Origin of the sequence: Variovorax jilinensis, assembly GCF_030316885.1 — a bacterium.
GTDB classification, from domain to species: domain Bacteria; phylum Pseudomonadota; class Gammaproteobacteria; order Burkholderiales; family Burkholderiaceae_C; genus Variovorax; species Variovorax jilinensis.
On sequence record NZ_JASZYQ010000001.1, the window covers coordinates 669,066 to 689,715 of the forward strand.

Annotated in this window: 21 protein-coding genes and 1 tRNA gene; 6 read left to right on the forward strand and 16 right to left on the reverse strand. The window is 67.2% G+C overall.

Annotation, left to right across the window (positions count from 1 at the left end; translation table 11 throughout):
- Positions 1-9 precede the first annotated feature (9 nt).
- From QTH87_RS03250 to QTH87_RS03285, 8 genes are all read right to left on the reverse strand, one after another.
- Entirely contained in the window at positions 10-1,074 is a 1,065-nt protein-coding gene (locus QTH87_RS03250) for an alginate O-acetyltransferase AlgX-related protein (RefSeq protein WP_286606822.1), read from the reverse strand.
- Position 1,075: 1 nt separating this feature from the next.
- The gene (locus QTH87_RS03255; RefSeq protein WP_286606823.1) at positions 1,076-2,569 is read right to left on the reverse strand and encodes an MBOAT family O-acyltransferase; all 1,494 of its coding nucleotides are present in this window, start codon (positions 2,567-2,569) and stop codon (positions 1,076-1,078) included.
- An 84-nt stretch (positions 2,570-2,653) separates the two neighbouring features.
- On the reverse strand, positions 2,654-3,256 hold the full coding sequence (gene coaE / locus QTH87_RS03260) for a dephospho-CoA kinase (protein ID WP_286606824.1): 603 nt from the start codon (positions 3,254-3,256) through the stop codon (positions 2,654-2,656).
- 14 nt (positions 3,257-3,270) lie between these two features.
- Complete coding sequence (locus QTH87_RS03265) at positions 3,271-4,161, reverse strand: prepilin peptidase (RefSeq protein WP_286606825.1); 891 nt, start codon at positions 4,159-4,161, stop codon at positions 3,271-3,273.
- Positions 4,161-5,384, reverse strand: a complete 1,224-nt coding sequence (locus QTH87_RS03270; RefSeq protein WP_286606827.1) for a type II secretion system F family protein — start codon at positions 5,382-5,384, stop codon at positions 4,161-4,163. The genes QTH87_RS03265 and QTH87_RS03270 overlap by 1 nt, the downstream gene beginning before the upstream one ends.
- 42 nt (positions 5,385-5,426) lie before the next feature.
- Positions 5,427-7,160 (reverse strand): type IV-A pilus assembly ATPase PilB, encoded by a 1,734-nt coding sequence (gene pilB / locus QTH87_RS03275; protein WP_286606828.1) that lies wholly within the window; start codon positions 7,158-7,160, stop codon positions 5,427-5,429.
- A 119-nt stretch (positions 7,161-7,279) separates the two neighbouring features.
- Positions 7,280-7,356 (reverse strand) — tRNA-Pro (locus tag QTH87_RS03280).
- Between the two features lie 57 nt (positions 7,357-7,413).
- Complete coding sequence (locus tag QTH87_RS03285) at positions 7,414-8,406, reverse strand: polyprenyl synthetase family protein (RefSeq protein ID WP_286606829.1); 993 nt, start codon at positions 8,404-8,406, stop codon at positions 7,414-7,416.
- A 198-nt stretch (positions 8,407-8,604) separates the two neighbouring features.
- Between QTH87_RS03285 and rplU the strand changes: the two genes are divergently transcribed.
- From rplU to proB, 4 genes are all read left to right on the forward strand, one after another.
- Complete coding sequence (gene rplU, locus QTH87_RS03290; protein WP_286369298.1) at positions 8,605-8,916, forward strand: 50S ribosomal protein L21; 312 nt, start codon at positions 8,605-8,607, stop codon at positions 8,914-8,916.
- Between the two features lie 12 nt (positions 8,917-8,928).
- Positions 8,929-9,186: a 50S ribosomal protein L27 gene (gene rpmA, locus QTH87_RS03295; RefSeq protein WP_158722371.1), complete on the forward strand. Its 258-nt coding sequence runs from the start codon at positions 8,929-8,931 to the stop codon at positions 9,184-9,186.
- A 122-nt stretch (positions 9,187-9,308) separates the two neighbouring features.
- Positions 9,309-10,373, forward strand: a complete 1,065-nt coding sequence (gene cgtA / locus QTH87_RS03300; protein ID WP_286606831.1) for an Obg family GTPase CgtA — start codon at positions 9,309-9,311, stop codon at positions 10,371-10,373.
- Positions 10,370-11,509, forward strand: coding sequence for a glutamate 5-kinase (gene proB / locus QTH87_RS03305; RefSeq protein ID WP_286606832.1), 1,140 nt, complete (start codon positions 10,370-10,372; stop codon positions 11,507-11,509). The genes cgtA and proB overlap by 4 nt, the downstream gene beginning before the upstream one ends.
- A gap of 13 nt (positions 11,510-11,522) precedes the next feature.
- Here the strand turns inward: proB and QTH87_RS03310 are convergent, their stop codons facing one another.
- Both QTH87_RS03310 and QTH87_RS03315 read right to left on the reverse strand, forming a co-directional pair.
- Entirely contained in the window at positions 11,523-12,065 is a 543-nt protein-coding gene (locus QTH87_RS03310; RefSeq protein ID WP_286606834.1) for a CNP1-like family protein, read from the reverse strand.
- Positions 12,007-12,663, reverse strand: coding sequence for an RNA pyrophosphohydrolase (locus QTH87_RS03315; protein ID WP_286606836.1), 657 nt, complete (start codon positions 12,661-12,663; stop codon positions 12,007-12,009). Before QTH87_RS03315 ends, QTH87_RS03310 begins: the two co-directional genes overlap by 59 nt.
- 125 nt (positions 12,664-12,788) lie before the next feature.
- Between QTH87_RS03315 and QTH87_RS03320 the strand changes: the two genes are divergently transcribed.
- Together QTH87_RS03320 and QTH87_RS03325 are read left to right on the forward strand one after the other, a co-directional pair.
- Entirely contained in the window at positions 12,789-14,537 is a 1,749-nt protein-coding gene (locus QTH87_RS03320; RefSeq protein WP_286606837.1) for a proline--tRNA ligase, read from the forward strand.
- A 4-nt stretch (positions 14,538-14,541) separates the two neighbouring features.
- Positions 14,542-15,207 (forward strand): lytic transglycosylase domain-containing protein, encoded by a 666-nt coding sequence (locus QTH87_RS03325; RefSeq protein WP_286606838.1) that lies wholly within the window; start codon positions 14,542-14,544, stop codon positions 15,205-15,207.
- 30 nt (positions 15,208-15,237) lie between these two features.
- On the opposite strand, the gene paeA is transcribed toward QTH87_RS03325, so the two are convergent.
- The 6 genes from paeA to prfA all read right to left on the reverse strand — a co-directional run bounded on the left by paeA (position 15,238) and on the right by prfA (position 20,611).
- Positions 15,238-16,524 carry a polyamine export protein PaeA gene (gene paeA / locus QTH87_RS03330; protein WP_286606840.1) on the reverse strand — a complete coding sequence of 429 codons (1,287 nt, stop codon included), beginning with the start codon at positions 16,522-16,524 and terminating at the stop codon, positions 15,238-15,240.
- A 49-nt stretch (positions 16,525-16,573) separates the two neighbouring features.
- On the reverse strand, positions 16,574-17,569 hold the full coding sequence (locus QTH87_RS03335; protein WP_286606843.1) for an AAA family ATPase: 996 nt from the start codon (positions 17,567-17,569) through the stop codon (positions 16,574-16,576).
- 108 nt (positions 17,570-17,677) lie between these two features.
- On the reverse strand, positions 17,678-18,187 hold the full coding sequence (locus tag QTH87_RS03340; protein WP_286606845.1) for a cupin domain-containing protein: 510 nt from the start codon (positions 18,185-18,187) through the stop codon (positions 17,678-17,680).
- A gap of 13 nt (positions 18,188-18,200) precedes the next feature.
- Complete coding sequence (gene grxD / locus QTH87_RS03345; RefSeq protein ID WP_286606847.1) at positions 18,201-18,527, reverse strand: Grx4 family monothiol glutaredoxin; 327 nt, start codon at positions 18,525-18,527, stop codon at positions 18,201-18,203.
- A gap of 28 nt (positions 18,528-18,555) precedes the next feature.
- Entirely contained in the window at positions 18,556-19,392 is an 837-nt protein-coding gene (prmC, locus tag QTH87_RS03350) for a peptide chain release factor N(5)-glutamine methyltransferase (protein WP_286606848.1), read from the reverse strand.
- A 130-nt stretch (positions 19,393-19,522) separates the two neighbouring features.
- Positions 19,523-20,611, reverse strand: a complete 1,089-nt coding sequence (gene prfA / locus QTH87_RS03355; RefSeq protein WP_286606850.1) for a peptide chain release factor 1 — start codon at positions 20,609-20,611, stop codon at positions 19,523-19,525.
- Positions 20,612-20,650 lie beyond the last annotated feature (39 nt).

The window sequence follows — 20,650 nt, forward strand, 5'->3', positions numbered from 1 at the left end:
ATGATAGCTTCAAGAGTCTTTCGAGGGCGGGGCTGGCTGGGTCTTGCGCACCGCCTCGAGCATGCGCTTGCCGACAGCCAGTTGCCCGTGCATCGACAGGTGCGTGTCGTTGGGGAAATAGTAATCGCGAACCTGCTTCTTCTGCTCCTGCGAGAAGCCGAAAAGGTCGGGTCCCAGGCCGGACGCGCCCAGCGCTGTCACGAAGTCTTTCGAATGTTCCGGCTTGACATAGACCGTGGTCTTGTTGGGAATGACCATCCAGACGAGGGATCGCTTGGGATGCGCCTCGCCGATGGCGCGCATCTGCGCCACGTGCTGCGGCGTGAGTTCGCCGTTCTCGTCGTCCGCGGGCCAGAACGGCGCGCGGTCGCACAGGCGGCTGCTGAACATCGAGCAGCCATCGGCCACAGGGCGCACCAGGATGCGCTTGTTCGAGAGGAAGTCGCCCGTGGCCTTGCGCGCGCGTTCGGTGTTGCGATAGATGTTGAGGCCCGAGGTCAGCTTGCCGTCCCAGTTGACCGCCGGCGGCGGCACGTGGTCGAGCGGCGCGAAGAAGGGCTTGGTGCCGGCCGTGAAGGGCTTCTGCATCTTCTTGCAGTTCTGCGAGTTCGCCAGGCGCTCGGCCAGCAGGCGCTCGACGCTCTCGATCACCACGGTCTTGCCCTTGAAGCCGGCCTTGTCCAGCCATGCATCGAAGTCGCCGCAGAGGGCCTCGGCGATCTGGCCCCAGAAGATCGTGGTCACGCGCAGGCCGCTGCGCACCAGCTCGGACTGCCAGCGGTTGGACATCGAGAAGCTGTCGCCGATCACCAGCACGTCGGCTTCGCTGACCGGCACGGCCGCCAGGTACTGGTCGGGCACCTGTGGCGGCTCGATGGTCCAGCCGAAGGCGTTCTCGGACAGGAGCCCGATGCGGGTCATGTCGCCGAAGAAGGGCGGCGTCCTGAGTGTCACGATCAGGAGTCCGACGATCAGCACGAAGCCGGCCGCGAAGATCTTGAGCCAGAGCCGGGCAGGCCTCGGATCGGTGCCTCCGCGCGGGGCGGTAAACCAGGAAACAGTAGTGCCGCTCATGTCAGAACTGGAAGTAGAGGAAGGGGCTGTAGGAGCCCAGCTTCGAGACGCAGACGCCGAGCAGGATCACGGTGAACAGCGCCATGGCGGCGCTGAACACGAGGCTCAGCCGGGAACGGCCGGCCAGCGCCTGGGCCTGCGGAACCCAGCGCTGCAGCGTGATGGTCGGCGGCAGCGCGAGGCAGATGATCATGCCCACGAGCATCGTGTGGAAGAACTCGGGCTTGCGATAGGGGATGGAGCCGAACTCGCTGAAGATCGACTGCGTCATGCCGTTCATGCCCAGCATGCCCTTGTAGATCTCGGTGGCGGCCGCCATGCTTTCGGCGCGGAACACCACCCACGCGACCATCACGCAGACGAAGGTCAGCAGCCAGCCCAGCACGCGTCCGACCACGCCGGGCTTGGCATTGCGCCGCACCTTGGCATTCCAGAGGTGGTTCACCATCAGGTAGAAGCCGTGCAGCGCGCCCCAGATCACGAAGGTCCAGGCCGCGCCGTGCCACAGGCCGCCCAGCAGCATGGTCAGGAACAGGTTCAGGTAGCGCCGCGCCGGACCCTTGCGGTTGCCGCCCAGCGGCACGTAGAGATAGTCACGCAGGAAGGTCGACAGCGTGATGTGCCAGCGGCGCCAGAACTCGATGATGTTGGTCGACTTGTACGGCGAGTTGAAGTTGAGCGGAAGGTACACGCCCAGGCACAGCGAGAGGCCGATGGCCATGTCGGAGTAGCCCGAGAAGTCGAAATAGATCTGCAGCGTATAGGCCAGCACGCCGAACCAGGCGCTGGCGATGGTCGGGCTCACGCCGTTGTGCACGCCCGTGAACATCAGGTCGGCGTACTGGCCCATGGGGTCGCCGATCAGCAGCTTCTTCGAGAGCCCGAAGACGAAGATCGCGAGCCCGAGCGAGATCTTGTCGAAGTCGACGCGGTAGGTGGCCGGGTTGGCGAACTGCGGCATCATCTGCGCGTGATGCAGCACCGGACCCGCGATCAGGTGCGGGAAGTAGGTCACGAACAGCACGTAGTGCACGAAGCTGCGCTCGTGGACCTTGTCCTGCCAGCAGTCGACCAGGAAGGCGATCTGCGTGAAGGTGTAGAACGAGATGCCGATCGGCAGGGCCACGTGCAGCAGCGGCAGCGGCCCGATGCCGGCGGCCGACAGCCCCTCGTTCACGTTGCCGACGAAGAAGTCGGCGTACTTGAAGGTCGCGAGCGTGCCGAGGTTCACGACCAGCGCGAAGATCAGCATGCGCTTGCGCGCCGCATCGCTGCGGCCCGGGGCCCGCGTGAGCCGCAGGCCGGCCCAGTAGTTGAAGCAAATCGAGCCCACCAGCAGCGGCAGCGCCTGCACGCTCCACCAGCCGTAGAAGAACAGCGAGGCCAGAGCGAGGAAGCCGGCGGCGGCCCGCGTGCTTCGTCTGCCGATCAGGAAGAACCCGAACAGGACGATCGGGAAATAGATGAAGATGAACGCGTACGAATTGAAGAGCATCGAAGGAGGGGCAGCTGTGTCGCAGGGCAGGCCCGCGCCGCATTCTTGTTCTTGGGGCGCACGCACGCGCCGGCGGAGCGGGGATTATCGCGTGTCCGCGTCGACCCAACGTTTCCAAAGACTCCGCACTTCGACGGACAGTTCCGCCAGCGTCATTCGCTCGTTGAATATCAGCGCGTCGGCCGCGGCGCGCCGCAGGCTGCGCTCGGCCTGCTGGGCGATCACGGCGCGCACCGCATCCTCGGCCCAGCCCGAGCGCGCCACCACGCGTTCGAGCTGAACCGCCTCCGAGGCGTCGACCACCAGAACGCGGTCGACGATGGCACGCCAGCGCCTCGACTCGACCAGCAGCGGCACGTCGAAGACGATCGGCTGGCCGGGCGCGGCGCAGGCGGCCTGCCGCTCGCATTCGGCCCCGATCAGCGGATGCAGGATGCCTTCGAGGCGACGCTTGGCGGCCGGGTCGGCGAACACCAGCGTGCGCATGGCGGCCCGGTCCAGGCCACCGTCGGCGCCGATCACCGAGGGTCCGAATTCGGCCGCCAGCGCCGGCATCGCGGCCCCGCCGGGCTGCGCGATGGCGCGCGCGATGGCGTCGGTATCGACCAGCCAGGCGCCGAGCCCGACCAGCATCGACGCGACCGTGCTCTTGCCGCTGCCGATGCCGCCCGTGAGGCCGATGCGCATGGCCCGGCCCGCCCTCAGAGTCCGACCGCCCGCAGGATCGCGTCCGGGCCGAAGAACATGGCCGTGAAGCCCGCTCCGGCCAGGAAGGGCCCGAAGGGCACGTAGCCGCCTTCGCGCAGGCCGCTGTTGAACTTAAGCGCCAGGCCGATCACCACGCCGATCACCGAGGCCATCAGGATGATCGGCACCAGCGCTTGCCAGCCGAACCAGGCGCCCAGCGCCGCGAACAGCTTGAAGTCGCCGTAGCCCATGCCTTCCTTTCCGGTGGCGAGCTTGAACAGCCAGTAGACCGCCCACAGCGAGACGTAACCACCCACCGCGCCCCAGACCGCGTTCGCGAGCGACACGCCGGTGAAGCCCGCGATCGCGGCCAGCAGGCCCGCCCACAGCAACGGCAGCGTGATGTCGTCAGGCAGCAGCGTGGTGTCCCAGTCGATCAGGGCCAGCGCCAGCAGCGCGGCCGCGAAGCCGCACCAGGCCAGCGCGCCGTAGCTGCCCGGCATGCGCCAGACGCACCAGGCAAAGAGCGCACCGGTCGCCAGCTCGACCAGTGGGTAGCGCACGCTGATCGGCGCGCGGCAGGACGAGCATTTGCCGCGCAGCGCGAGCCAGCTGACGACAGGCACGTTCTCGTACCAGCGGATCGCATGGCCGCATCCCTGGCAACGGGAGTGCGGCACCATGAGGTTGAAGGGCTCGACCGGCTTGGCCTCGATGGCAGCGCTCGAGCCCGTGCCGCCTGCTGCGATCGCGCCCTCGGCGCTGGCCGCGAAGTCGGCGCACTCGGCGGCCCACTGCCGCTCGAGCATCTTCGGCAGCCGGTAGATCACCACGTTGAGGAAGCTGCCGATCAAGAGACCCAGCACGCCGGCCAACGCGGCGTCCACTCCCTGCGACACCAGCATCAGACGACCTGGCCGAGCTTGAAGATGGGCAGATACATCGACACCACGATGCCGCCGATGAGCACGCCCAGGAAGACGATGATGATCGGCTCCATCAGGCTCGACAGGCCTGCCACCATCTCGTCGACCTCGGCCTCGTAGAAGTCGGCCGCCTTGCCCAGCATGTGGTCGATCGAGCCCGATTCCTCGCCGATCGCCGTCATCTGGATGACCATCGAGGGGAACAGGTTGGCGTTGGTCATCGCGGTCGTGAGGCTGGTGCCGGTCGACACCTCGGCCTGGATCTTGGACGTCGCGTCGGCGTACACCGAATTGCCCGAGGCGCCACCGACGGAGTCGAGCGCCTCGACCAGCGGCACGCCGGCCGCGAACATCGTGGCCAGGGTACGGGTCCAGCGCGCCACGCAGGATTTCTCGATGAGCGCGCCGAAGATCGGGATTCTCAGCAGCAGGCGGTCCATGACCTTCTGCACCCGCTCGCTGCGCTTCCAGGCCTGCAGGAAGAAGTAGATGCCGCCACCCACCACACTGAAGATCAGCCACCAGTAGGAGACGAAGAATTCGCTGATAGCCATGACGATCAGCGTCGGTGCAGGCAGGTCGGCACCGAAGGACGTGAACACCTGCTTGAAGGCCGGAATCACGAAGATCATGATGATCGCGACCACCACGAAGGCCACCACCACGACCGAGATCGGATACATGAGCGCCGACTTGATCTTGCCCTTGATCGCCTCGGTCTTCTCCATGTATGTGGCGAGGCGATCGAGCAGCTCTTCAAGGATACCGGCGGCTTCACCGGCCTCCACCAGGTTGCAGTAGAGGCTGTCGAAGTACTTGGGAAACTTGCGGAAGGCCGACGACAGCGAGGTGCCGGTCTCGACGTCGCTGCGGATGTCGTTGAGCAGTTTGGCCACGCTCGGGTTGGCGTTGCCGCGGCCGACGATGTCGAACGATTGCAGCAGCGGCACGCCGGCCTTCATCATCGTGGCCAGCTGGCGCGTGAAGATCGCGATGTCCTTGGGCTTGATCGACTTGCCCGAGCGCATCCGCCGCTTCTTGATCTTGGTCGTGAGGATGCCCTGGCGCCGCAGGGCGGCCTGCACCTGGTTCTCGCCGGCCGCGCGCACTTCGCCGCGCACGGCCTTGCCGTTGCGGTCCTTGCCTTCCCACTCGTAGACGAATTCCTTGAGGGTCCGGGACGATGCTGTTGCCGTGGCCATGGGATCTCCGCTTCTGCCTTGCTGCTGCGCGTGCTGCTGCTGCTATTCGTTGGTGACTGCCAGCACTTCCTCGAGCGAGGTCAGTCCCTGCATGACTTTCTTCAGGCCCGACTGGCGCAACGATCGCACGCCCTCGGCCTCCGACTGCTTGGCGATATCGAGCGCGGTGCCGTCGCGCAGGATGATCATCTGGATCGCCTCGGTGATCGGCATGACCTGGTAGATGCCGACCCGGCCCTTGTAGCCGCTGTTGCAGGCCGAGCATCCGACCGGGTGGTAGGGCTTCCAGCTGCCGTCGAGGTCGGCTTCCTTGAAGCCGGCGTCGAGCAGCGCCTGCCGCGGAACCTCGACCGGCGCGCGGCAGACGGTGCACAGGCGCCGGGCCAGCCGCTGGGCCGTGATCAGGATCACGCTGGAGGCGATGTTGAAGGGCGCGATGCCCATGTTGCGCATCCGCGTGAGCGTGGTCGGCGCGTCGTTGGTGTGGAGCGTGGAGAGCACCAGGTGACCGGTCTGCGCCGCCTTGATGGAGATGTCCGCGGTCTCGATGTCGCGGATTTCGCCCACCATGATGATGTCCGGATCCTGCCGCAGGAAGGCGCGCAGCGCGGTCGCGAACGTGAGGCCGGCCTTCTCGTTGACGTTGACCTGGTTGACGCCCGGCAGGTTGATTTCCGACGGGTCCTCGGCGGTCGCGATGTTCACGCCAGGCTTGTTGAGCAGGTTCAGGCAGGTGTAGAGCGACACGGTCTTGCCCGAGCCCGTGGGCCCGGTGACCAGCACCATGCCGTAGGGTCGGCCGATGGCCGTGAGCAGGCGTTCCTTTTCGTCGGCGTCGTAGCCGAGCGCGTCGATGCCGAGGCGGGCGCTGCTCGGATCCAGGATCCGGATCACGATCTTCTCGCCGAACAGGGTCGGCAAGGTGCTGACGCGGAAGTCGATCACGCGGTCGGCGCCGATCTTGAGCTTCATGCGCCCGTCCTGCGGGATGCGCTTCTCCGAGATGTCCAGGCGCGAGATGACCTTGATGCGCGAGGCCAGCTTTTCCTTGATGACCGTGGGCGGGCTGGCGATCTCGCGCAGTTCGCCGTCGATGCGGAAGCGCACCCGGTAGTTGTGCTCGTAAGGCTCGAAGTGGATGTCCGAGGCCCGCATGCTGAAGGCGTCGAGCAGCATCTTGTGCAGGAAGCGAACCACCGGAGCGTCTTCGACCTCGGCAGCCGCCGGGTCGTTGCTTTCGGTCGCGGTATCGGCGGCGACGTCGTCGAATTCGAACTCGGCGCCGATCATGCTGTCGATGGTCTCGGAGGCCGAGACCGCCGCCGCCTCGATCATGCGCGAGAGCTTGTCGTATTCCGCGATGACCCAGTCCACGCCCATCTGCGACGCGAACTTGATCTTCTCGGCGGCCTGCTGGTCGGACGGGTCGGCCGTGGCGACGATGAGACGGTTGTTGCGCTTGCTCAGCACCACCACGCGGTAGGCCTGGCACAGCTTGGGGTCGAGCAGGTCCTTGGGCAGGCGCTGGGGATCGATGGCGTCGAGGTCGAGCAACGGAGCCCCGAATGCGCCCGACAGCGTGTGGGCCAGATCGGCTGCCGAGACGGCGCCGGTGCCGGTCAGTTCGGCGATGAAGCTGGTGCGGCCGCTGAGCGACTTCTGATAGATGTCTTCAGCGCTCTTCGCGGGCAGCTTACCGGCCGAAACCAACGCACGCGCCAGCCCTGGGAGGGCGATCGGCGAGCTTTCTTTGACGAGGGGTTCGGCTGCGGCCATTCAACGAATGTAAGAAACGTGAAAATTTGCTTCACGATCATCGCTGATCGCCCAAGCGCTGTAAACCGCTGCGCGGCAGCGGATCCGCGAAGCATTTGGCAATTACAGCCCTAAAAGGCTGGTCGGGGTGAGAGGATTCGAACCTCCGGCCTCTACGTCCCGAACGTAGCGCTCTACCAGGCTAAGCTACACCCCGATTTGGTGGTTGCAAGTACTGAGAAATCGTCCAAAAGTATCCACTTGCGTGGATTCGTCAGGCGCGTCGCTCAAGCAACTGAGCCGCCAATTGTAGCAAAGCCGCGGAGTGCGGATTTGCAGAAAAACCACGAAGTGCGTCGATGGCGCGTTGTGCTTCGGCTGCGGCAGCGGCGCGCGTGGCGTCGAGGGCGCCGGTTTCGCGCACGATCGCGACGATCTGCGGCAACTGGGCGGTGTCGCCGGCCTCGATCGCGGCCCGGATCAGCGCACTCTGTTCGGGCGTGCCGCGCTGCATCGCGAGGATCAGCGGCAGTGTGGTCTTGCCTTCGCGCAGGTCGTCGCCGACGTTCTTCCCGGTCTCGCTGGCATCGCCTGCGTAGTCGAGCACGTCGTCGATGACCTGGAAGGCGGTGCCCAGGGCCTGGCCGTATGCGCCGCAGGCCTGCTCGACCTCGGGACCGACGCCGGCCAGCACTGCGGCCAGGCGGGTGCTGGCCTCGAACAGCTTGGCGGTCTTGGAGCGGATCACGCGCAGGTACGCTTCCTCGTCGAGCGTGGCGTCGTGCATGTTCATGAGCTGCAGCACCTCGCCCTCGGCGATCACGTTGGTCGCCTCGGCCAGGATCTGCATCACGCGCACGTCGTCGGCGTCCAGCATCATCTGGAAGGCGCGCGAATAGAGGAAGTCGCCGACCAGCACGCTGGCGGGGTTTCCGAAGGACTCGTTTGCGGTCGGTCGGCCGCGCCGCAGGGTGGATTCGTCGACGACGTCGTCGTGCAGCAGGGTGGCGGTATGGATGAACTCCACCACCGCGGCCAGGTTGAAGCGTTGTTCGCCGCGGTAGCCGAGCGCGCCCGCCATCAGCAGCAGCAGGGCCGGCCGCAGCCGCTTGCCGCCGGCCGAGATGATGTACTTGGAGACCTGGGCGACCAGCGGGACGCCGCTGTCGAGCCGGCGCTCGATCACGCGGTCGACGCCAGCCATGTCATCGGCGATCAGATCGAGGGCGGCAGCGGCGGGGGAGGGATCGGCGGCGGGAACTGACAAGGGCGAGGGCGCTTGCGCGCTGCTGGAGGTGCGTCGATGGCGCTGGGGCCGGAATGCGGACAATTATAGGGACGCCGCCGGAGGCACTGCCCGCCGCCTGGCTCGGGGGTAGCCGAAAAGCGCCGGGATGCTATAATCGCGGGCTCTACGGAATTCGCCGTGGAGCTATCTACTTCGAAAGAAGTCTAAGAGGTCAATATGTACGCGGTCATAAAAACCGGTGGCAAGCAGTATCGCGTTGCTTCCGGCGAAAAAATTAAAGTAGAACAGATTGCTGCGGACGTGGGCCAGGAAATCGTGATCGATCAGGTGCTCGCAGTCGGAACCGGCAGCGAAATCAAGGTCGGCACGCCCCTGGTGTCCGGCGCCACAGTGACGGTCACGGTGCTGTCGCACGGCAAGCACGACAAGGTTCGCATCTTCAAGATGCGCCGTCGCAAGCACTATCAGAAACGTCAAGGCCATCGCCAGCAGTTCACGGAACTGCAAATCGGCGCGATCGCCGGCTAAGGAGAACATTCCATGGCACAGAAAAAAGGCGGCGGCTCAACGCGAAACGGGCGCGATTCCAAGCCCAAGATGCTCGGCGTGAAGCGCTTCGGCGGCGAACTGATCAGCGCAGGCTCGATCATCGTGCGCCAGCGCGGTACCCAGTTCCATCCCGGCGTCAACGTCGGCATCGGCAAGGACCACACGCTGTTCGCCCTGGTCGAGGGCCATGTGTCCTTCGGCACCAAGGGTGCACTCAACAAGCACACGGTCAACGTGACGCCGGCGTAAGCCAGTCACTTCGATCTGCTCGAAGCCCCGCTTTGTCGGGGCTTCTTTTTTTGGTGGCCTCCACGGGCGGTGACCCACTCGCGAGTGGGGCCCGTTGGCTTTTTGAATAGACTGGATATCTCATGAAGTTCGTGGACGAAGCCTTCATCGACGTTGCGGCCGGCGACGGCGGCAATGGCTGCGTGTCGTTCCGGCATGAGAAGTACAAGGAATTCGGCGGCCCCAACGGCGGTGACGGCGGTCGCGGCGGCCACGTGTTCGCGGTCGCGGACTCGAACCTCAACACGCTGGTCGACTTCCGCTATTCGCGCCGCCACGATGCCAAGCGCGGCCAGCACGGCATGGGCTCCGACATGTTCGGCGCGGCCGGCGACGACGTCACGCTCAAGATGCCGGTCGGCACCATCATTTCCGACGCCGAGACCGGCGAGGTACTGTTCGAGCTGCTGACGCCGGGCGAGGTGATCACGATCGCCAAGGGCGGCGACGGCGGTTTCGGCAACATGCGCTTCAAGAGCGCGATCAACCGTGCCCCGCGCCAGAAGACGCCCGGCTGGCCCGGCGAGAAGAGAAACCTCAAGCTTGAACTCAAGGTGCTGGCCGACGTCGGCCTGCTGGGCATGCCGAACGCCGGCAAGTCGACCCTGATCAGCGCCATCTCCAATGCGCGGCCGCGCATCGCCGACTACCCGTTCACCACGCTGCATCCGAACCTGGGCGTGGTGCGCGTGGGCCCGGAGCAGAGCTTCGTGGTCGCCGACCTGCCGGGGCTCATCGAGGGCGCGTCGGAAGGCGCGGGCCTGGGCCACCTGTTCCTGCGTCACCTGCAGCGCACGCGACTGCTGCTGCACGTGGTCGACCTGGCGCCCTTCGACGAGGGCGTGGATCCGGTCGCGCAGGCCAAGGCGATCGCGGGCGAACTCAAGAAGTACGACAAGGCGCTCTACGAGAAGCCGCGCTGGCTGGTGCTCAACAAGCTCGACATGGTGGCCGATGACGAGCGCGCCGCGCGCGTCAAGGACTTCGTCAAGCGGATGCGCTTCAAGGGTCCGGTGTTCGAGATCTCGGCGCTCACGCGCGAGGGCTGCGAGCCGCTCGTCCAGGCGATCTACCAGCACATCAAGGCCCAGCAGGTGGCCGAGCAACCGCCGGTCGAGGTCGATCCGCGGTTTCCGGACGCGCAATGACCGGCAGCACCGCATCCACGGCGCTGCGCGATGCACGCCGCATCGTCGTCAAGGTCGGCTCCAGCCTCGTCACCAACGAAGGCCGCGGCCTCGACGCGGCGGCCATCGGCGAGTGGTGCCGGCAACTGGCCACCCTGGTGCGCGACGGCCGCGAGGTCGTGATGGTCTCGAGCGGCGCGATCGCCGAGGGCATGAAGCGCCTGGGCTGGAGCACCCGTCCGCACGAGGTGCATGAGCTGCAGGCGGCCGCTGCGGTGGGCCAGATGGGCCTGGCGCAGATCTACGAGACCAAGCTGCGCGAGAACGGCCTCGGCAGCGCCCAGGTGCTGCTCACGCATGCCGACCTGGCCGACCGCGAGCGCTACCTCAATGCGCGCTCGACGCTGGTCACGCTGCTGCGTCTCGGCGTGGTGCCGGTCATCAACGAGAACGACACGGTGGTCAACGACGAGATCAAGTTCGGCGACAACGACACGCTCGGCGCACTGGTCGCCAATCTGGTCGAGGCCGACGCGCTCGTCATCCTGACCGACCAGAAGGGCCTGTTCAGCGCCGACCCGCGCAAGGACCCGCAAGCGCGCTTCATCCACGAGGCGGCAGCCGGCGAGCCCGAGCTCGAGGCGATGGCCGGCGGCGCGGGCAGCAGCATCGGGCGCGGCGGCATGATCACCAAGATCCTGGCCGCCAAGCGGGCAGCCGGCTCGGGGGCTTCGACCGTGATCGCCTGGGGTCGCGAACCCGATGCGCTGCTGCGTCTGGCGCGCGGCGAAGCGATCGGCACGCTGCTGGTGGCGCAGACCGCCAAGCACCAGGCCCGCAAGCGCTGGATGGCCGACCACCTCCAGTTGCGCGGTGCCGTGACCGTGGACCCGGGCGCGGCGGCCAAGCTGCGCTCGGAGGGCAAGAGCCTGCTGCCGATCGGCATGACCGCGGTGGAAGGCGACTTCTCGCGCGGCGACGTGATCGCGATCCGAGACGACAAGGGCGTGGAACTGGCGCGCGGTCTCGCGAACTATTCGAGTGTCGAGGCCCGCATGCTGTGCCGCAAGCCCTCGAGCGAGTTCGAGCGCCTGCTCGGCTATGCCGCCGAGCCCGAGATGGTCCACCGCGACAACATGGTGCTGCTGCCGGCCTGAGCGGCCGTGCGGCCTATTCGACCTCGCGCACCGGCGCCTTGAGGGAACGCACCATCTCGCCGACCGAGGCGCGCGGTGCATGGCCCCGGCACAGGCCCTGCTGGGCCAGCATCCGGGTGTAGCTCGAGTTGCGATCGGCGAAGCGCTTCCACTCCGGCGCGGGCGACACGTCCCACTTGCCGTTGGTGAAGCGCGCGTAGCTGCGGTATTCGTCGGTGGAGCAGCGCAGCCCCTCGTAGAAGGCATTGAAGCCGCCGCCTTCGCCATGCGTGGCCACCACCACATAGCGAACCACGCCGTCGCCGGTGATCTTGATCGTTGCCGGGTCGATGCCGAACTTGAGCGTCATGTAGCGCGGCATGTCGATCGGGATCAGTTTGTCCTGATCGAAGGAGGGCGGCGGCGGCACGTCGCTTTCCTTCCAGTCGGCGTCGGCGAAGAACTGCGCCTGCGCGAGGCCCCCGGCGCCCAGCAGGCAGGCGACCAGCAGGGCGCGGCTAGCGCGCGACGGGGGGCGGATCGATGGTCGGGAACGTGTCGTTGGCAAGATTGGCATTCGGATTGGGATCGAAGCTGGCGCCGGGCGGCAGCTCGAAGGTCGATTCATGGCCCGCACCGGAGGGATGGCGGTCGAATTCGCGGGCCCGCACATTGCTGCGCAGGAAGCGGTTGCGGAAGTCCTGCCGCGGCAGGTAGCGCGCGAGCTCGGTCAGCGCCATCTCGTAGACGCCACGCTTGAACTCCACCACCACGTCGAGCGGGACCCAGTAGTCGTGCCAGCGCCACGCATCGAATTCCGGATGGTCGGTGGCGCGCAGGTTCAGATCCCAGTCGTGGCCGGTGAGCTGCAGCAGATACCAGATCTGCTTCTGGCCCTTGTAATGGCCCCGTGCGTCACGGCGGATGAACCGATCCGGCACCTCGTAGCGCAACCAGTCGCGGGTACGGGCGACGATCCGCACATGCTCCGGATGGAGACCCACTTCCTCGTGCAGTTCCCGGAACATGGCTTGCTCGGGACTTTCGCCGCGGTCGATGCCGCCCTGCGGGAACTGCCAGGAATGGGTGCGGATGCGTTTGCCCCAGAAAACCTGGTTTCTCTGGTTGAGCAGGATGATGCCGACGTTGGGCCTGAAGCCGTCCCGGTCGAGCATAATCAAACCCCAATTTTTTGAACTGAGTCGATTATGCATGCCGGGTTCCCCACGGCAAGCGACCGGTTCCGGGAACCCTCCAGGCTTCCGTCCTTCCAACCCCCATTCCAGCCATCCCGCGACCGATGAAAGCTTCCAGATTCTTTGTCTCCACCCTCAAGGAAGCGCCTGCCGATGCGGAGGTCGCGAGCCACAGGCTCATGATGCGCGCCGGCATGATCAAGAAGCTTGGCACCGGCATCTATACCTACATGCCCATGGGCCTGCGCGTGATCCGCAAGGTCGAGGCGATCGTGCGGGAAGAGATGAACCGGGCGGGCGCGGTCGAACTCGCGATGCCGGTGGTGCAGCCGGCCGAGTTCTGGCAGGAGACCGGCCGCTTCGAGAAGATGGGTCCCGAGCTGCTGCGCATCAAGGATCGGCATGACCGCGACTTCGTCGTCCAGCCCACCAGCGAAGAGGTGGTGACCGACATCGCCCGCCAGGAGATCCGCAGCTACAAGCAGCTGCCGAAGAACTTCTACCAGATCCAGACCAAGTTCCGCGACGAGCGCCGGCCGCGCTTCGGCCTGATGCGCGGACGCGAGTTCATCATGAAGGACGCCTACAGCTTCGACCGCGACCTCGACGCGGCCAAGTCCAGCTACCAGGTCATGGCGCAGGCGTACCGCAACATCTTCGACCGCTTCGGCCTGCGCTACCGTGCCGTGGCCGCGGACAGCGGCGCCATCGGCGGCGACCTGAGCGAAGAGTTCCAGGTGATCGCCGCCACCGGCGAAGACGCCATCGTGTACTGCCCCGAAAGCGACTACGCCGCCAATATGGAGAAGGCCGAGGCCCTCGCCCCGGCCGGTCCGCGTCCCGCGGCGTCCAACGCGCTCGAGAAGACCCCGACGCCGGCCAAGAGCACCTGCGCCGACGTGGCCGAGCTGCTGGGCATCCCGCTCGCGACCACCGTCAAGTCGCTGGTGCTGGCCACCGACATCGTCGACGAAGGCGGCAACCCGAAGGGTTCGCAGGTCTGGCTGCTGCTGCTGCGCGGCGACCACGACATGAACGAGATCAAGGTCGCCAAGGTGCCGGGCCTGGACAACGGTTTCCGCTTCGCCACGCTCGCCGAGATCGACGACCACTTCGGCTGCAAGCCCGGCTACCTCGGCCCGCTGAACCTGAAGAAGCCCGTCAAACTGATCGCCGACCGCGAAGCTGCGGTTCTGGCCGACTGGGTCACCGGTGCCAACGAGGTCGACTTCCACATGACCGGCGTGAATTGGGGCCGCGACCTGCCCGAGCCCGATCTGGTGGCCGACCTGCGCAATGTCGTCGCGGGCGACGCCTCGCCCGACGGCAAGGGCGCGCTGGCCATCGAACGCGGCATCGAGGTGGGCCATGTCTTCGTGCTCGGCACCAAGTACAGCAAGGCCATGAACGCCACCTACCTGGACGAGGGCGGCAAGCCTCAATTCCTCGAGATGGGCTGCTACGGCATCGGCATCACGCGCCTGCCGGCCGCCGCCATCGAGCAGAACCACGACGAGCGCGGCATCATCTGGCCCGACGCCCTGGCGCCGTTCACCGTGGTGGTCTGCCCGATCGGCATGGACCGCAGCCCGGAGGTCAAGGTCGCGGCCGAGGCGCTCTACGAGCAGCTCCTGGCCAGTGGCGTCGACGTGCTGCTCGACGATCGGGGCGAGCGTCCGGGCGCGATGTTCGCGGACTGGGAGCTGATCGGCGTGCCGCACCGGGTGGTGATCTCCGACCGCGGCCTCAAGGAAGGCCAGCTCGAATACCAGCACCGCCGCGACACCGCAGCGACCAAGGTGCCTGCCGCGGGCATCGCGGAGTTCATCGCGGGCCGGCTGGCCGCGGCCTGAAGCCGTGAGCCTGGGCGCTTCCGGTCCGTCTCGGCGGCTGTGCCTCGGCGGTGCGGCCGCCGGTGCGCTGTCGCTGGCGCTGCCGCGCGCGGCCATGGCCGGCGCCCAGATCGAGGAGCCGCTGATCGACTCGGTGCGCACCGCGCTGAGTTCGGCGATCCAGAACAAGGCGCCGCCGGTGCCGGAGTTCGCGAGCACCGACGCGCGCATGGCCTACCTGCGCTGGCTCGGCGAGATGAGCGAGCGCCTCAAGAAGAAGATGCCCGACTGGCCGACCCGCAAGGAATTCCTGCAGACGGCCTGGTACGAGTCGCGGCGCTCGGGCCTCGACGTGAGCCTGGTGCTGGGCCTGGTCCAGGTCGAGAGCAACTTCCGGAAGTTCGCGGTGTCGAGCGCGGGCGCACGCGGCTACATGCAGGTGATGCCGTTCTGGACCCGCGTGATCGGCGACAGCGATCCGTCCAAGCTGTTCCACATGCAGACCAACATGCGCTTCGGCTGCGTGATCCTGCGCCACTACCTCGACCGCGAGCGCGGTGACCTGTTCATGACCCTCGGCCGCTACAACGGCAGCCGCGGCAAGTCGCCGTATCCGGATGCGGTGTTCGCGAACCAGCGCCTGTGGGTGTTCAAGGATCCCTTCGAAAAGGACCGCAAGGTCGAAGGCTGAGAGGCTCCGGCGCAGCGGAGCTGGGGCGAGTCAAAGCTTCGTCACCATCACCTGATCGATGCGGTAGCTGTCGACGTCCATCACCTCGAAGGTGTAGCCGGCCCAGGTCACGCTGTCGGTGCGCTTGGGCACGCGGCGCAGCATCACCATGAGGAATCCGGCCAGGGTCTCGTATTCGTCCTCGTGCGGCAGGGTCTCGATGTCGAGCGCGCGCTGCACGTCCTGGATCGGCGTGACGCCGTCGATCAGCCAGGAGTTCTCGTCGCGCCGGACGATCTGCTGCTCCTCGTCCTGGTCGCCCACGAGGTCGCCCATCACGGTGCTCATGACGTCGTTGAGCGTGATCACGCCCACCACGAGGCTGTATTCGTTGACCACGATCGCGAAGTCCTCGTGGGCCTGCTGGAACTGCTCGAGCACTTCGGTGAGCGACAGGCGGTCGGGGATCACGAGCGCCTTGTGCAGCGGCAGGCCCTGGTCGAACGCCAGCGGCTGGCCGCTCAGCACGCGCTGGAACATGTCCTTGGCGTCGACGTAGCCCAGCACGTGGTCGATGTCGCCGTCGCACACGGGGTAGGCCGAGAAGGGTTCGGCCACGATGCGCGCGCGCAGCACCGACTCGGGATCGTCGCGCAGGAACCAGGCGACGCGGTCGCGCGAGGTCATGACGCTGCTGACCAGCCGCGTGTCGAGCTCGAAGACGTTGGCGATGACCTGCTGTTCGCGCACCGCCAGCACGCCGGCACGGGCGCCGGCCTCGGTCATGGCGAGGATGTCGGCCGAGGTGATCTTCTCGTCACGCTGCAGGGGCATGCCGAGCAGCTTGAACAGCACGTCCGTGGAGACGGTGAAGAACCACACCAGCGGCTTGAAGGTAGTGATCAGAACCTGCATCGGACCGACCATGCGCACCGCGAGCAGCTCGGGGCTGCTCATGCCCAGGCGCTTGGGGAACAGGTCGGCGAACACCAGGAACACCGAGATGATGGTGACGAAGGAGGCCAGGAAGGCTGCTGTCTGCGCGCCGTCGACCGTCAGCCAGAGCTCGAACAGGCGCGCGAAGTACGGGCTCAGCGCGCCTTCGCCGACGACGCCGCCGAGAATCGCCACCGCATTGAGGCCGATCTGCACCACGGTGAAGTAGTGGCCGGGCTGCTCCTGGATGCGCAGCACGCGCTCGGCGCGCGGGTCGCCCTCGTCGGCCATCTGGCGCAGGCGAAGCCGGCGCGAGGCGGCCAGGGAGATTTCGGCCAGCGAGAAGAAGGCGCTGGTGGCGATCAGCGCGACGATGACGAGGAGGCTTTGGGTGAGGGTCATGGAACGGTCGGGGAAGCCCCCCATCGTGCCATGACCGCGAAGCGCATCGCTACTGGACGAAGCCGATGCGGCTGCGCGCCGCGTTGGCGCGAGGCAGATCCTCGATGCGGACCTCGTCGCGGCCGGCCAGGCGGGCATTGCCGAAGCCGGTCATGAGGGCGCGGCGCATCTCTCGAGGCGCCAGCGTTGCCAGCTGGTCCAGCACGTCGGGGCGCGGCGTTTCGGCCAGCAGCCGGCCCCAGTCGTGGTCGGCGCGGATGGCGCTGTAGAGCTGGTGCGCGATCTGGCGCGCCGCCTCGTGCGTGGGCGCATCGATCTCGAACACGTTCATGCGGTTGAGGATCGGCTCGGGAATGCCGCGTGCGTCGTTGGCCGTCGTGATCCAGATCACCTGGCTGGCATCGATGGCGACTTCGGCGAACTCGTCGACGAAGGCGTGGGCCGTGTCGTGCTCGAGCAGGTTGTAGAGCGCGCCGAGCGGGTCGTACTGGCTGTCGGCGCCGGCCTTGTCGATCTCGTCGATCACCATCACGGGATTGGCGTACTGGCCGTCGACCAGGGCCTCGAACACGCGGCCGGGCTTGGCGCCCTTCCACTGCGAGGAGGCGCCCGAGAGCAGCCAGCCGGCGGTCATGGAGTTCATCGGCACCAGCGACATGCCGGTGCCCAGCAGCTCGGCGAGCTTCTTGGCGAAATGGGTCTTGCCGATGCCGGGCGGGCCGAGCAGCAGCATCGGCGTCACCTCGAGGCCGTCGCGGCTGTCCTGCGCCAGCGCGACATGGCGGCGCACGTCGTCGAGCACCTCGGTGAAGTTGGGCAGCTGTGCATAGAGGGAGGCCATCTCCGGCACCCCGCTGGGCTTGACCTGGAAGCGGTCGGGGCCGCGCTCGAGCATGCGCTCGTAGGTGGTGCGCAGGTGTTCGTGGTCGCGGTCCGGCAGCTTGGCCAGCTTGCGCTCGACGTCGTGCGTCTGGAACACGCTGCGCAGGTTGGCGACCGGCAGCTGGAAGGTCGGCGACGCGGGGACGAGACTGCGGGAATCCATGGACACCTCCGGTTTCGAACACTTGGACACAGCATAAGCCGTGCCCAGGCGCGCCGGATGTCTATGTTTTCTCGTTTTCCGCGCTTTTGCCCGGATGTGGCGGCAGCCTCACACGCCGCCCTGCGGGTGGGTCGGGTCGACCCACAGCACCGATTCGGGCTTTTCGACCGGCTCGATGTCGAGGTTGATGGCCACGGCCTGGCCGTCGCTGCGGCAGAGCACGCATTCGAGCGCTTCGGTCTCGCTGGCGTTGATCTCCTGGTGCGGCACGTAGGGCGGCACGTAGATGAAGTCGCCGGGGCCGGCCTCGGCGGTGAATTCGAGCCGCTCGCCCCAGCGCATGCGCGCCTTGCCACGGACCACGTAGATCACCGATTCGAGATGGCCGTGGTGGTGGGCGCCGGTCTTGGCGTTGGCATGGATGGTCACGGTGCCGGCCCAGAGCTTCTGGGCGCCGACGCGCGCGAAGTCGATGGCGGCGGCCCGGTTCATGCCGGGGGTCTGCGCCGTATGGGTGTCGAGCCGGTCGGCCGGCACGACCCGCACGCCGTCGTGCTTCCAGGCGGGCTCGCCGTCGTGCGCGTGGTCGTGGTCGTGAGCGGCGGGGTCGTGGCTCATGGCCGCGCGGGGCTCAGGCGGGGCTGCTGTTGATCATCTCCTGCAGCTCGCCCGATTCGTACATCTCCATGAGGATGTCCGAGCCGCCGACGAATTCGCCCTTCACGTACAGCTGGGGGATGGTCGGCCAGTTGCTGTATTCCTTGATGCCCTGGCGCACTTCGGCGTCGTCCAGCACGTTGACCGTCTTGAGCGTGCGCGTGTCGACGCCGACGGCCTTGAGGATCTGGATCGCACGGCCCGAGAAGCCGCACATCGGGAAGCTGGCGTTGCCCTTCATGAAGAGCACGAGGTCGTTGGTCTTGACGAGTTCGTCGATGCGTTGCTGGGTGTCGGACATGGGGACTCCTGAAATTGGGCTGGGCGGATTATTTCACTGTGCGCCGAATTCCGCCCGAGCAGCGCGCGATGCCGGCGAGGTCGTCGCGGCTTTGCACCTCGGCGAAGCCCCGGGCAGCCAGCAGGTCGCGCACCGCCGCGGCCTGGTCGTGGCCGTGTTCCAGCAGCAGCCAGCCACCTTCGGCGAGGTGGCCCGGGGCCGCGGCGACGATGCGGCGGATGTCGTCCAGCCCGTCGGCGCCCGAGACCAGCGCCTGCTGCGGCTCGTGGCACAGGGCCTCCAGGTGCGGATCGCCGGCCACGATGTAGGGCGGATTCGAGACGATCAGATCGAAGCCGTGCCCGGCGCCCTCGAGCCAGTCGGCCTCGACGAAGTGCACGGGCAGGCCGAGGCGCTCGGCATTGGCGCGCGCCACGCCCAGCGCGGCGGCGCTGGCATCGACCGCCGTGAGTTCGGCGTCGGGCCGCGCGTGCCGGATCGCGAGCGCGATCGCGCCACTGCCGGTGCCGAGGTCGAGCACGCGCGGCGCGCTGCGTCCTTCCAGGCATTGCAGCGCCCAGTCCACCAGCGTCTCGGTGTCGGGCCGCGGCACCAGCACGCGGGCGTCGACCTGCAGGCCGAGGCCGTGGAACTCCTTCTCGCCGACCAGGTAGGCCACGGGCTCACCGGTCAGGCGACGTGCGCACAGGCGCTCGTAGGCCGGCCAGGCGGCTTCGGGCAGCGGGTCCGTGTCGTGCGCCAGCAGCCAGGCGCGCTCGGCCGAGGACCGGCCCAGCACGTGCAGCAGCAGCAGCTGGGCGTCCAGTCGGTCGACCTTGAGAGCGGCCGCCGCAGCCAGCATCTGGGCTGGGGTCGAATGCGTCATCGGGCGACCTTCGTGCAGCGGCGAGGACCTGGCGCGGCCCAGCCCAGGGATACCGCGGAACCGGCTTTGCCGGGCCGCTGGTATCGCCCCCTCGAGGGGGAGGCGCCGCAGGCGCTTCGGGGGTGTTTGTTCATGCGGGCAGGCTGGCTTCGAGCTCGGCCAGCTGCTCGGCCTCGCGTGCGGCCTGCAGTGCGGCCAGCACGTCGCCGAGGTCGCCTTCCATGATCGCGAGCAGCTTGTAGAGCGTGAGGTTGATCCGGTGGTCGGTCAGCCGGCCCTGGGGGAAGTTGTAGGTGCGGATGCGGTCCGAGCGGTCGCCGGTGCCGATCAGGCCCTTGCGCATGGCCGCATCCTTGGCCGCACGCTCGCTGCGGTCCTTCTCCTGGATGCGGGCCGACAGCACCTGCAGCGCCTTGGCCTTGTTGCGGTGCTGGCTGCGGTCGTCCTGGCATTCGGCGACGATGCCGGTCGGGATGTGCGTGATGCGCACCGCCGAATCGGTCTTGTTGATGTGCTGGCCGCCGGCGCCGCTCGCGCGGTAGGTGTCGATGCGCAGGTCGGCCGGGTTGATCTGCACGGCCTGCGCCTCATCGGGCTCGGCCAGCACCGCGACCGTGCAGGCGCTGGTGTGGATGCGGCCCTGGGTCTCGGTGGCCGGCACGCGCTGCACCCGGTGGCCGCCCGATTCGAAGCGCAGCTTGCCGAACACGTCATCGCCGACGATGCGCACCACGACTTCCTTGTAGCCGCCGAGCTCGCTCTCGCTTTCGCTCACGATCTCGCAGCGCCAGCCGGCGCGCTCGGCGTAGCGCGTGTACATGCGCAGGAGGTCGCCCGCGAACAGCGCCGATTCGTCGCCGCCGGTGCCGGCGCGGATTTCCAGGAAGGCGTTGCGGACGTCCTCCGGATCCTTCGGCAGCAGCAGGCGCTGCAGTTCGTCGTCGAGCTGCAGCAGCTCGGCCTCGGCGCTGGCGATTTCCTCCTGCGCCATCTCGGCCATGTCGGGGTCGTCGAGCATCTCGCGGGCGCTGGCGAGATCGGCCTCGCGCTGCAGGTAGCGCGCGTAGCGGCCCGCGATCTGGGTCACCTCGGCATGCTCGCGCGAGATCGTGCGGTATTGCGCCATGTCGGACATGATGTCCTCGCGCGAGAGCAGGAAGTCGAGTTCGGCCAGGCGTTGCGCGTAGCGCTCGAGTTGGTGACGCAGGAAGGTTTTCACGGGGATCGGCAAGGCCAGTTGGACGGGCCGCGCACGGGC

Excerpts from the sequence above, each read along its gene's own strand:
- QTH87_RS03250 (WP_286606822.1), bottom strand. The coding sequence starts at position 1,074 with ATGAGCGGCACTACTGTTTCCTGGTTTACCGCCCCGCGCGGAGGCACC.
- QTH87_RS03255 (WP_286606823.1), bottom strand. The coding sequence starts at position 2,569 with ATGCTCTTCAATTCGTACGCGTTCATCTTCATCTATTTCCCGATCGTC.
- coaE (WP_286606824.1), bottom strand. The coding sequence starts at position 3,256 with ATGCGCATCGGCCTCACGGGCGGCATCGGCAGCGGCAAGAGCACGGTC.
- QTH87_RS03265 (WP_286606825.1), bottom strand. The coding sequence starts at position 4,161 with ATGCTGGTGTCGCAGGGAGTGGACGCCGCGTTGGCCGGCGTGCTGGGT.
- QTH87_RS03270 (WP_286606827.1), bottom strand. The coding sequence starts at position 5,384 with ATGGCCACGGCAACAGCATCGTCCCGGACCCTCAAGGAATTCGTCTAC.
- pilB (WP_286606828.1), bottom strand. The coding sequence starts at position 7,160 with ATGGCCGCAGCCGAACCCCTCGTCAAAGAAAGCTCGCCGATCGCCCTC.
- rplU (WP_286369298.1), top strand. The coding sequence starts at position 8,605 with ATGTACGCGGTCATAAAAACCGGTGGCAAGCAGTATCGCGTTGCTTCC.
- rpmA (WP_158722371.1), top strand. The coding sequence starts at position 8,929 with ATGGCACAGAAAAAAGGCGGCGGCTCAACGCGAAACGGGCGCGATTCC.
- cgtA (WP_286606831.1), top strand. The coding sequence starts at position 9,309 with ATGAAGTTCGTGGACGAAGCCTTCATCGACGTTGCGGCCGGCGACGGC.
- proB (WP_286606832.1), top strand. The coding sequence starts at position 10,370 with ATGACCGGCAGCACCGCATCCACGGCGCTGCGCGATGCACGCCGCATC.
- QTH87_RS03310 (WP_286606834.1), bottom strand. The coding sequence starts at position 12,065 with ATGCCAATCTTGCCAACGACACGTTCCCGACCATCGATCCGCCCCCCG.
- QTH87_RS03315 (WP_286606836.1), bottom strand. The coding sequence starts at position 12,663 with ATGCTCGACCGGGACGGCTTCAGGCCCAACGTCGGCATCATCCTGCTC.
- QTH87_RS03320 (WP_286606837.1), top strand. The coding sequence starts at position 12,789 with ATGAAAGCTTCCAGATTCTTTGTCTCCACCCTCAAGGAAGCGCCTGCC.
- paeA (WP_286606840.1), bottom strand. The coding sequence starts at position 16,524 with ATGACCCTCACCCAAAGCCTCCTCGTCATCGTCGCGCTGATCGCCACC.
- QTH87_RS03335 (WP_286606843.1), bottom strand. The coding sequence starts at position 17,569 with ATGGATTCCCGCAGTCTCGTCCCCGCGTCGCCGACCTTCCAGCTGCCG.
- QTH87_RS03340 (WP_286606845.1), bottom strand. The coding sequence starts at position 18,187 with ATGAGCCACGACCCCGCCGCTCACGACCACGACCACGCGCACGACGGC.
- grxD (WP_286606847.1), bottom strand. The coding sequence starts at position 18,527 with ATGTCCGACACCCAGCAACGCATCGACGAACTCGTCAAGACCAACGAC.
- prmC (WP_286606848.1), bottom strand. The coding sequence starts at position 19,392 with ATGACGCATTCGACCCCAGCCCAGATGCTGGCTGCGGCGGCCGCTCTC.